This is a genomic window from Thermosynechococcus sp. OHK43, assembly GCF_014466085.1.
GTDB lineage: Bacteria > Cyanobacteriota > Cyanobacteriia > Thermosynechococcales > Thermosynechococcaceae > Thermosynechococcus.
In genome coordinates, this window is the sequence record NZ_JACOMP010000265.1 from 1 (window position 1) to 10,288 (window position 10,288).

A 10,288-nucleotide genomic window follows, 5' to 3' on the forward strand; every position below is an offset into this window, starting at 1 on the left:
ATCGCTACTTGGTGTTGATGGACAATGCGACCCATTTTTTTTTATTTTTTGAGACCAGTCCCAATGAACCCGTGCTGCCTGTACCAAAGGTGCTTGTGGGGGCCACACCCCTGCGATCGCGCGCCTATCTCCGAGGATTGAGCTTGGCCTTTTTACGCTTGCACCTCTTGGGGGATGAACAGGCGCGGCAGTGGCTGACACCAGCAGCAGCAATGGTGTTGAGTTCACCCACCCATGGCCTGAACCTCACCCAATCTCTAGCCCCAGAACTGTTGGAAAAGGTACCGCAGGCAGTGAAGTAATGATGAACTCGACCATGAAGGCTAAATCCCTGATGGTAGTGGGAACCACGTCCCATGCGGGTAAATCCCTCCTCGCAGCCGTGATTTGTCGTTGGCTGGCTCAGCAGGGCTACCGTGTCACTCCCTTTAAGGGACAAAATATGGCCTTGAATGCCTACGTCACCCGTGACGGCGGCGAAATTGGCTATGCCCAAGCAATGCAGGCCTGGGCGGCAGGGATAGAACCCGAAGTGGCAATGAACCCAATTCTCCTCAAGCCCCAAGGCAACATGACCTCCCAAGTGATCCTCAGAGGGCAGGTGGCGGGTGTTACCCAAGCGGCCGACTACTATCGGGACTATTTTGAGCGGGGTTGGCAGGCAATTACAGAGGCCCTGGCAGATCTCCAGCAGCGGTTTGACTGGATTGTGTGTGAGGGCGCAGGGTCACCAGCGGAAATTAATCTCAAGCATCGCGATCTCACGAATATGCGGGTGGCCACTTATCTTGGGGCACCGACCCTGCTTGTGGCCGATATTGATCGCGGTGGTGTGTTTGCCCACATTGTCGGGACATTGATGCTCCTGGAACCCGCTGAGCGGGCGTTGATTCAGGGGATCGTGATTAATAAATTTCGCGGCCAGCGATCGCTCCTTGACAGTGGCTTGCAATGGCTAGAGGAGACCACGGGGGTACCAGTTTTAGGGGTGATTCCATGGCTCGAGCGCCACTACGCTGCCGAAGATTCCCTTGATCTTTGGAATCCCCGTCCACAACGCCAGGGGGCAGACCTGAAAATTACGGTGATTCGACTACCGCGTATTGCCAACTTTACCGATATGGATCCTCTGCTGGCAGAACCCAGTGTTGCTGTTGAGTTTTTGCCCCCCCATCGTCCCCTAGGGCAACCCGATGCCGTGATCTTGCCGGGGACGAAAACGACCATTGCTGATCTTCAGGTCCTGCGGGAAACGGGGATGGCAGAGCAACTCAAAACCTACGCTGCCCAAGGGGGAACGATTCTGGGCATTTGCGGCGGTTGGCAGATGTTGGGTACCACCATCAGCGATCCCCTAGGCCTAGAGGGATGCCCCGGCACCTATGCAGGATTGGGCCTCATGCCGCTGCACACCCAATTGGGGGCAACCAAATGTACCCAGCAACAACAAACCCAATCGCTGCATTTCAACTGTCCTGAGCCGATCCTGGGCTATGAAATTCACCAAGGCCAAAGTGAATACACCGGTGATCTCCAAGGTTGGCAACCCCTTTTTGCTGCCCCAGAACTGGGGCTTGTGAACAGAGCGGGCACACTTTGGGGCACGTATCTCCATGGGCTATTGGAAAACGGTGCTTGGCGTCGCCATTGGCTCAATGGGTTGCGATCGCGCCGGCAACTGCCCCCCCTGCCCACAGCCGTTCCCCACTATGCCGAGCAACGGACTATTGCACTGGAGGAATTGACAAAAACCATCATGGCTCACCTGAACCTAGAGGGCATTTGTAAATTATGTTGATGTAAAAATTTCAAATTGTTAGCAATTGTCATCCCTTGCAAATGACTCCCCTAGACTAAGGAACGATGTGCTGATAATAGGGAGTGCAAAAGAACAATGACAGTGGCTGCTTCTTGGTCAGTGGGAATCTTAATTGTTTCGGCGATCGCCGCCCTGAGTGGCTTAAGCTGGCTCTTGTACGCGGCTTATCAAGAGGAAAAACAATTTCCCCTGCGGGAGTATTCCCCCCAAGAGGCCTACGGTGAAACCCTTTGGCGCATGATCTTTGTCTATTGGCTCGTCTATTGTGGTGCCCAGGGTCTGCAAATCGCTGTACCATTAGAAGGTACGGATTTGGGTCAAATGTGCAAAATCACTGCACTCTTGGCCTTTTTGCTTACCGCCTCTTCGCTGCTTTGCTTACCGATGCACTATTGGCAGGCACGTCAGCGCCAGCAACAACTTAATTAAGTCTAATTGAGTCTAACTAAGTCTAAATTCAGCCTCGATTCTCTTCCTGCAAGGTTCAATGTGGTCTGACCTGCTCCAACAACTCCTTGATCGCCAAGCCCTAACCCAAGAGCAGGCGGCTCAGTTAATGCAAGGATGGCTGGCAGAAGAAATTCCCGATGCCCTCTCCGGTGCCATTGTTACGGCATTACAGCTCAAGGGACTAACGGTTGAGGAACTGACGGGGATGGCCAATGTATTGTTGGCTCAATCCGCAGGTGCGCCGCTGAATTTAGCCGAACCCCTCATTGATACCTGCGGCACCGGGGGCGATCGCGCGGGTACCTTTAATATCTCCACAGCAGTGGCCTTTGTCGTGGCGGCAGCGGGGGTCAAAGTGGCCAAGCATGGCAATCGTTCAGTCTCTAGTCGGGTGGGTTCCGCCGATGTCCTTGAGACTCTTGGGGTCAACCTTGCCCACAGTGATCCCGCCTTTTTACTCAAGGAAGTGGGGATCACGTTCCTCTTTGCCCCCGGTTGGCATCCAGCCATGAAGGCCGTCGCTCCCCTGCGGCGTACCCTGAAAATTCGCACGGTCTTTAACCTCCTTGGCCCTTTGGTGAATCCGCTCTATCCCACAGGACAAGTGATTGGGGTTTTTAGCGATCGCTATCTGGAAGCGATGGCCGGTGCCCTGCAACGTCTCGGCCGCCAACGGGGCATTGTCCTCTATGGCCGTGAAGGGGTGGATGAGGCTACCCTTGGCAATATGACCGATCTAGTGATGTTTAGCAGCCCTGAGGAGTCGCTGCGCCAAGAAGTTCTTGATCCTCAAGCTTTGGGGCTCGCCAGTGCACCCCTGAAGGATCTTGCTGGGGGAAATGTCCAGACCAATGCCGAAATTCTCACCCACGTTCTTCAGGGAAAGGGCACAAGTGCCCAGCAGAATGTGGTAGCGCTCAATGCGGCCTTAGCCCTCTATGTGGCCGCAGCGGTGCAGGATTGGTGGGAAGGGGTCGATCGGGCAAAAGCGATTCTGGCCAGTGGCGCGGCCTGGGACAAGTTACAGGCATTGGTGACGCTCTCCAATGAATCCTAGGGTGTCTGCCTATTTACCGCCGTGGTCTATCTTGGATCCCCTCTTGGATCAATGGTTGCAGGAGGACATTGGTCGGGGCGATCGCACCACCCAAGCCTTGCATCTCCAGGATCGCCAAGGAAAAGCCTATATCCGTCTCAAAAGTCAGGGGGTCATTGCCGGTCTGCCCATTGTGGAGCGAGTTTTCCAACGCCTGACCACAGCGGTAGTGTTCACCTACGAGCAGGCCGAGGGCGCAATTTGTGAGGAGCCGACCATTGTTGCCCGGATTGCGGCTCCCCTAGAAACATTACTCCTGGGTGAACGGCTCGCCCTCAATTGCTTGATGCGCCTCAGTGGCATTGCCACTCTCACCCATACCTACGTCCAAGCAATTGCTGATTTGCCGACCCAACTGGTGGATACCCGCAAAACAACGCCCGGACTGCGCCTGCTAGAAAAATATGCAGTGGCTGTGGGGGGCGGTGTCAACCATCGCTTTGGCCTTGACGATGCAATCCTGATTAAGGACAACCACATTGTGGCGGCCGGGGGCATCACAGCTGCGGTTGAAAAAGTTCGCCAAGCCAGTCCCTTTCCCTTGACCATTGAGGTGGAAACCGAAACCCTTGAGCAGGTGCGCCAAGCCCTTCTCCTTGGCGTAGATGTCATCATGCTCGACAATATGCCGATTCCAGAGATGACCCAAGCAGTGGCGATGATCCGCGCTGCAGCCCCCCACATTAAAATTGAGGCCTCTGGTAATATCACCCTAGACACTTTGCGACCGGTGGCCTTGACGGGGGTGGACTACATTTCTACGAGTGCCATGATTACGCGATCCCCCTGGCTAGATTTTAGTTTGACGATTTTTGAGTCTGTTTGAGAAAGTGAGTGCCTGTTTTTGGAGGTCGTGCCGTGCTTAAGTCCCTCAGCCTACCGCGGTGGGTGCGACTGAAACCTTGGGAGTTACTGGTGGGGCTGATTGCCCTTGTGGTTGCCGTGCCCATTCTCGTCATTCTCAGCAAAGTCTTTGTTAATACGGGTAACACTTGGCAGCATTTGGCCACAACCGTTTTGCCCGCCTACCTGTTGAACTCCCTCTGGTTGATGTTGGGCGTGGGGATAGGCGTTGTGGTCATTGGTGTCAGTACGGCATGGTTGGTTACCAACTGTCAATTTTGGGGCGTGCGCTGGTGGCAATGGCTGCTGTTGACCCCTTTGGCGGCTCCCGCCTATGTCTTGGCCTACACCTATACGGAATTTTTTGCCTTTGAAGGTCCGATTCAGACATGGCTACGGGAACTAACGGGCTGGGGTTACGGTGACTATTGGTTTCCCAATATCCGCTCCCTTGGCGGGGCGATCGCCCTGCTCACCCTGGTTCTTTATCCCTATGTTTTTCTCTTGGCGCGAGTGGCGTTTTTGGAGCAGGCCACCTGTAGCTTAGAGGCCAGTCGCTCCCTTGGCTGTGGGCCCTGGCGTAGTTTTTGGACAGTGGCATTTCCCCTTGCTCGGCCGGCGATCGCTGCGGGTACGAGCTTTGCCCTCATGGAAACCCTCAATGATTTTGGTACCGTGCAGTACTTTGGTGTCGATACCTTCACCGTAGGAATTTACCGCACCTGGTTTGGCATGGGCGATCCCGTGGCCGCGGCCCAGTTGGCCTCAGTTCTGGTGGTCATTGTTTTTGCCCTCCTGCTCCTAGAAAAGTGGTCGCGGGGCAAGGCACGTTATTACAGGCGGGGCAGCGATCGCCCCATTCCCTATGGGCTCAAGGGATGGCGAGCGGCTCTGGCTTGGCTAGTCTGTGCCCTCCCGGTGTTCTTTGGCCTCCTGCTCCCCGGCGGGTTGCTGCTCTACTTGGCCATCAGCTACCAGCAATTACAACTCAGCCGTGAATTTTTAGAACATGCCAGCCACAGCCTCATTTTGGCGACGCTCTCGGCACTACTGGCGGTGGGTATTGCCCTGCTGCTGGCCTATGGGCGACGTCTGCTGCCAACGGTTTGGGTGCGCTGGGGAACACAGATGGCTGCCATGGGCTATGCCATTCCGGGGACAGTGATTGCTGTGGGGATTCTCATGCCCTTGGGGGGGCTAGACAACGTCATTAATGATGTCACTGAGCACCTGTGGGGGGTGGAAGTGGGCTTGATTCTCAGTGGCACGATTACAGCACTGATCTATGCCTACTTGGTACGCTTTTTGGCGGTTTCCTTAGGCAGTGTGGAGGCTAGCTTGGTGAAAATTCGCCCTTCTCTCGATGAGGTGGCGCGGACCCTGGGGCGATCCCCTTGGAATATTCTGCGCACGATTCACTTGCCGCTGATGGTGCCCGGCCTTTTTACCGCCGCCCTGATGGTCTTTGTGGATGTGATGAAGGAATTGCCGGCAACATTGGTGATTCGGCCCTTTAACTTTGATACCCTAGCAATACAGGTTTACCGCTTTGCCTCTGATGAGCGACTTCCTGAGGCAGCCCTAAGTGCTTTGGCCCTGGTGATCGTGGGTCTCATTCCGGTCCTTTGGCTGGGACGGCAAACCCGCTGGACTGACTAGGGGGTTCGGTTTACCCTTTACCTATTTCCTTAATAATTCGTTACATTAAAAACAACGTTTGCTAGGTGTGCTATGTACTTACAATTTAAGGCCAGCCAATCTGTCCGCCTCAGTATTGAAACACCCACGGCTCCCTTACAGCACTACCTGCGTCAACCCCGGCGGCTTGTCTATGCCCTAACTGATCCAACCCGAGTGGAATTTTTGGGAAGCGATCGCTTTCGCCTGAAGATGCGCCCCTTAAACTTTCTCATGGTCAGCTTGCAGCCCACCGTAGATTTAGTGGTTCATGCCAATAGTGACGGCTCTTTACAATTGCGCTCCCTCGGCTGTGAAATTCGCGGTGTGGACTACATCAATCGCCGCTTTCACCTAGCCCTCGCAGGCTACTTGTCTCCCCAAGCCACGGCCAACGGTACGGATTTAATCGGTCTTGCTGACTTGCAGGTGGGCGTAGATATTCCGCCTCCCTTGGATCTGACGCCGCGGCCGATTCTCGAAGCCACCGGCAATGGCTTACTCAAGAGCGTTCTCCTAACAATTAAACAGCGCCTCAGTCAGCAGCTTGTGGCCGATTATCAACGCTGGCTCACGGAAGTGGAAACCAACGGCAGTAGGGATTGGCTGACACCTTTCCCCGTGAGTTCTACCTAAGGTTTTGATTGTCTAGAGATAGACCTGCTTCGTACTGAGTAGTTGAGCAAGGCCAAAGAGTCCCCGCTGAAAACCCTTTGCAGCAGCACCAATGGCCAGCGCATCCAAGCGCTCTAATTGGGGGGGCCGATTGACAAATACAAGGGGCGTTTGCACCTGCTGATAAAAGGCGCGGCAGTCTTCGTAACTGCTGGCTATAATCCCACTGGCGGCGCTGCCATACTGGTGAATCCAATTCACGGCGGCGATGAGATCTTCTTCGTAGTGCCACGCCAAGCGTTGATCCAGGTAAGGGAGCGGCCACTCACTGGCGTCCACAAGGGGAATTTCGGGATAGGTGCGGTGTAAGTGCTCATCGACCCCTTGTTTGTAGCCTGCTTGGGTGAGTTCATTGATCACAAATGCAAGATGGGAGGGGTTGACATTACCGAGCACAATCACCTTTTCAATAGCAAGGGCGCGATCGGGATTGGCTTGGTGGCTGTGCTGAATACAGTTGAGGACACTCTCTGGTGACACTGAACCATCCCAAACGAGATAGGTATTACCAAGGGAAAGAGAGACCAAGGGACAGCGAGCAGCAGCCCGTTGCTCCGCAACAAAGCGGGAGCGGCCATAGACAAGGGCTAAATCAACAGCAGTGGGATCCCCCAGCCAACTGGCCGGACTAAGGGAGAGGGTTTGAATAGTGGTTTTCGGTAGACTGGTTTTGCTCAATGCGGCCTCGATGAGAGTCGCGATCGCCCCAGCGGTATAGTGACTACTTTCACCACTCCAGAGCACAAGGGCATTTCCTGTTTTGAGTGCCATGCCCGCCAGCATCAAGCTCAAAGTGGGTAGCCCTTCATAGACTAAGGCCACCACCCCTAGGGGAACGGCATACTGAAACCCCTCGGGGCGCGTCGGCAATGGTTGTTGCCATGGATCTGCCGCATGGTAGAGATGCTCTAGCCAGTGGCGAATACGCTGCAGGCGCTCATGGGTCAGCCGCAGCCAACCAAGCACAATCTGAGACACTGCTAGATCGCGGCTGGATTCGAGATCGAGAGTATTTTGCTCCAACAGGAGAGGTTCTGCTGTTGCCAACTCCTCAATGAGGTGCCTAAGGGCTTCCTGACGGAGGGCATAGCTAGCTTGACTGAGGTGGGTACTGGCCACCCGCGCCCTCCTCAGTGGCTCAGGCAACATGGCCGCAGCGCCTTCAATGACGGGAGAGGGCAATCCAGACTAGAAATGCTGGCGTGAGTGCAATCAGCAGGGAGGCAATCACCCATAGCAACCCTTCAGGCTTTAAGGACAATTGTAGAAGTAAGGGTAGCCAGAGGAGAATAGGCATCAATAAAAAGAAGCTCAGACCGATGGCGAAATACCAGTAGCTTTCTGAGAAGCCCCGCTGCAACTGATTCCACTGCAAGCCCGTCCAATACCACGCCCGTTTGTAGGGATAGGTGGTTGCCAACTGCTCAATGGAATAGCCATCGGGACGCACAACAAAAATTTGCTGACAGCGCCGACAGCCAAACGCTTCTGTGAGGGCAATCGGCATCAACTCCCCCTGGCGGCGACAGGGGCAGGGGTAACTGGCATCCAGATCCAGTTTGTGAGGTTTAATCGGAGCCACCGTGGCTGTCCAAAACGCAAACGACAGGAAATGATTCGATGGAGGGCGATCGCTCGCCTACTGATACAGCATACAAACAGAATTCTGTTTTGCCCCTGCCTTATACAATTTGTTAAAGATAGCCGGCAAGGTGGAATCTTTTGATTGTTCTGCAATGGGATAATGTAGGCTAGGATACACTTCTGCTGTATCTCCCCTTGATCATGATTCCTCAAGATTTTCTCGACCCAATTAACCCCGATCGCTATATTGTTCGCGCGGGGGGGAAATTTCACTGGAAGGACTATGATCCTGCGGACACCGCTGGCCTCAAAAGCAAAGTCGAAGCCCAAGAACTCCTTGTTGCTGGCATCAAGAAGCTAGCGGCCTACCAAGATGTTCTCTATGCCCAGAATATCTATGCGCTGCTGATTATTTTCCAAGCGATGGATGCAGCGGGCAAAGACAGCACGATCAAACACGTCATGAGTGGCATTAACCCCCAAGGCTGCCGCGTCTATAGCTTTAAGGCACCCAGTGCCGAGGAGTTGGATCATGACTTTTTGTGGCGAGCGAATCGTGCCTTGCCCGAGCGAGGCTGTATTGGTATTTTTAATCGCTCCTATTACGAAGAAGTCCTTGTGGTGCGCGTACACCCCGATTGGCTCAATCGCCAGCAACTGCCTCCCGAAACCAAGACCAAGCACATCTGGAAAGAGCGCTTTGAGGATATTAATAACTACGAACGTTACTTAACACGCAATGGCATTCTCATCCTCAAGTTTTTCCTGAATATCTCCAAAGCAGAGCAAAAGAAACGCTTTTTGGAGCGTATTAGCCGTCCGGAAAAGAACTGGAAATTTTCCATTGATGACGTGCGCGATCGCGCCCACTGGGAGGACTATCGAGCAGCCTATGCCGATGTCTTTCGCCACACTAGTACCAAATGGGCACCCTGGCACATTATTCCCGCCAATCACAAGTGGTTTGCGCGGCTGATGGTGGCTCACTTTATTTATCAAAAATTGGCGAGTCTGAACCTACATTACCCAATTGTCAGTGAGGCCCACAAAGAGCAACTCCTAGAGGCAAAAGCGCTGCTGGAAAATGAACCGGATGAGGATTAGGCACTGCCCTCCCCTTGGGGCACCTCTTGCCAGAGGGAGGTCATCTCCCGCAGACTTTGGTAATCCCCATTCCCGAGAATCAAATGGTCAAGCACTGGAATTTCCATGAGCTGTCCCGCTCGTAGAATTTGTTTTGTCAAGTCCAGATCTGCTTGACTGGGAGAGAGATTGCCGGAGGGATGGTTGTGGGCAATAATTAGGCGGCTAGCATTGCGGCGCACGGCTTCCCGAAAAATTTCGCGGGGATGGGCAAGGGTTTCGGTGGCCGTGCCCACTGTAATCACATGGGATCCCAACACGCGATGGCGCACATCCAGCAGGAGAACCGCAAACCGTTCCGTGGGTTGCCACATGAGATCAGCACCAAGGACAGCAGCGGCCAGGGCAGGACTGTCAATGATGGTCTGCTCTCCGGGTCGCGACTGAAAGACCCGCTTCCCCAGTTCAACGGCGGCTAGGATCGTGGTGGCTTTGGCGGGGCCAACCCCAGGAATCGCCATTAATTCCTCTGGGGTAATGTCCCGCAAGGCGCTGACAGCATCAGCACTGTCACCGCTGCGCTCCCCCAACTGTTTGAGAATAAACTGCCCCAAGCCGACGGCTGAAAGCTTGCCTGCCCCTTGACCGGTTCCCAGTAAAATCGCCAACAATTCTGCCGAACTCAGGTAGCGGGCGCCTTGGCTGAGCAGCTTTTCACGGGGGCGATCGCCGACGGGCAGATCAGCAACACGCAGCGAGTAGGACATCACAGCAGTGACTTACGGGACTACTAAAGAGCATATCAAGCTTACAGTAGCGTTGGGGCTGTATAGAATTCGCAGAAATTAGTTGACTTTTATTTGCAAGTAGTTCAAGATAAACAAAGTAAAGAAACCGTTTTCCTCTGTTCAGCCTCAATGAGCTTATTGCGAATCTACTCCTGGCTTTTTCTAGGGGGCAGATGATGGTTGTCCCTTCAAAATTTCGGCGGGCGATCGCCCGATTGCCCTTGGAAATTTTATAAATAGAGGCTTGCAGGTACTTTGATCATTATTAAGGAG

The 10,288-nt window shown here is 54.0% G+C and carries 10 protein-coding genes and 1 pseudogene; 8 read left to right on the plus strand and 3 right to left on the minus strand.

Annotated features, from left to right (window positions below):
• From H8Q75_RS11485 to H8Q75_RS11515, 7 genes and pseudogenes are all read left to right on the plus strand, one after another.
• A pseudogene (locus H8Q75_RS11485) lies at positions 1 to 302 on the plus strand (dienelactone hydrolase); the annotation flags it as partial.
• Positions 303 to 316: 14 nt separating this feature from the next.
• Positions 317 to 1,798, plus strand: coding sequence for a cobyric acid synthase (locus H8Q75_RS11490; RefSeq protein ID WP_024124764.1), 1,482 nt, complete (start codon positions 317 to 319; stop codon positions 1,796 to 1,798).
• Positions 1,799 to 1,894: 96 nt separating this feature from the next.
• Positions 1,895 to 2,248, plus strand: a complete 354-nt coding sequence (locus tag H8Q75_RS11495) for a hypothetical protein (RefSeq protein WP_024124763.1) — start codon at positions 1,895 to 1,897, stop codon at positions 2,246 to 2,248.
• Between the two features lie 58 nt (positions 2,249 to 2,306).
• Complete coding sequence (gene trpD, locus H8Q75_RS11500) at positions 2,307 to 3,326, plus strand: anthranilate phosphoribosyltransferase (RefSeq protein WP_024124762.1); 1,020 nt, start codon at positions 2,307 to 2,309, stop codon at positions 3,324 to 3,326.
• Positions 3,316 to 4,191 (plus strand): carboxylating nicotinate-nucleotide diphosphorylase, encoded by an 876-nt coding sequence (gene nadC / locus H8Q75_RS11505; RefSeq protein ID WP_024124761.1) that lies wholly within the window; start codon positions 3,316 to 3,318, stop codon positions 4,189 to 4,191. Before trpD ends, nadC begins: the two co-directional genes overlap by 11 nt.
• Positions 4,192 to 4,199: 8 nt before the next feature.
• Positions 4,200 to 5,867 carry an iron ABC transporter permease gene (locus tag H8Q75_RS11510; protein ID WP_297041850.1) on the plus strand — a complete coding sequence of 556 codons (1,668 nt, stop codon included), beginning with the start codon at positions 4,200 to 4,202 and terminating at the stop codon, positions 5,865 to 5,867.
• 72 nt (positions 5,868 to 5,939) lie between these two features.
• The gene (locus H8Q75_RS11515; RefSeq protein ID WP_024124759.1) at positions 5,940 to 6,521 is read left to right on the plus strand and encodes a DUF1997 domain-containing protein; all 582 of its coding nucleotides are present in this window, start codon (positions 5,940 to 5,942) and stop codon (positions 6,519 to 6,521) included.
• A 12-nt stretch (positions 6,522 to 6,533) separates the two neighbouring features.
• Here the strand turns inward: H8Q75_RS11515 and H8Q75_RS11520 are convergent, their stop codons facing one another.
• Entirely contained in the window at positions 6,534 to 7,709 is a 1,176-nt protein-coding gene (locus H8Q75_RS11520) for a hypothetical protein (protein WP_157869666.1), read from the minus strand.
• A 13-nt stretch (positions 7,710 to 7,722) separates the two neighbouring features.
• A complete protein-coding gene (locus H8Q75_RS11525) occupies positions 7,723 to 8,142 on the minus strand; it encodes a hypothetical protein (RefSeq protein ID WP_297041854.1) in 420 nt (139 codons plus the stop codon).
• A gap of 203 nt (positions 8,143 to 8,345) precedes the next feature.
• Here H8Q75_RS11525 and H8Q75_RS11530 point away from each other — a divergent pair, with 203 nt between their 5' ends.
• Positions 8,346 to 9,248, plus strand: a complete 903-nt coding sequence (locus H8Q75_RS11530) for a polyphosphate kinase 2 family protein (RefSeq protein WP_024124756.1) — start codon at positions 8,346 to 8,348, stop codon at positions 9,246 to 9,248.
• Here H8Q75_RS11530 and radC read toward each other — a convergent pair.
• The gene (radC, locus tag H8Q75_RS11535; RefSeq protein WP_024124755.1) at positions 9,245 to 9,994 is read right to left on the minus strand and encodes a DNA repair protein RadC; all 750 of its coding nucleotides are present in this window, start codon (positions 9,992 to 9,994) and stop codon (positions 9,245 to 9,247) included. The genes H8Q75_RS11530 and radC overlap by 4 nt on opposite strands.
• Positions 9,995 to 10,288 lie beyond the last annotated feature (294 nt).

What these genes read in the sequence shown, in the direction of transcription:
- H8Q75_RS11490 (WP_024124764.1), top strand. Translation starts at nt 317, where the DNA reads ATGAAGGCTAAATCCCTGATGGTAGTGGGAACCACGTCCCATGCGGGT.
- H8Q75_RS11530 (WP_024124756.1), top strand. Translation starts at nt 8,346, where the DNA reads ATGATTCCTCAAGATTTTCTCGACCCAATTAACCCCGATCGCTATATT.
- nadC (WP_024124761.1), top strand. Translation starts at nt 3,316, where the DNA reads ATGAATCCTAGGGTGTCTGCCTATTTACCGCCGTGGTCTATCTTGGAT.
- H8Q75_RS11520 (WP_157869666.1), bottom strand. Translation starts at nt 7,709, where the DNA reads ATGTTGCCTGAGCCACTGAGGAGGGCGCGGGTGGCCAGTACCCACCTC.
- trpD (WP_024124762.1), top strand. Translation starts at nt 2,307, where the DNA reads ATGTGGTCTGACCTGCTCCAACAACTCCTTGATCGCCAAGCCCTAACC.
- H8Q75_RS11515 (WP_024124759.1), top strand. Translation starts at nt 5,940, where the DNA reads ATGTACTTACAATTTAAGGCCAGCCAATCTGTCCGCCTCAGTATTGAA.
- H8Q75_RS11495 (WP_024124763.1), top strand. Translation starts at nt 1,895, where the DNA reads ATGACAGTGGCTGCTTCTTGGTCAGTGGGAATCTTAATTGTTTCGGCG.
- radC (WP_024124755.1), bottom strand. Translation starts at nt 9,994, where the DNA reads ATGTCCTACTCGCTGCGTGTTGCTGATCTGCCCGTCGGCGATCGCCCC.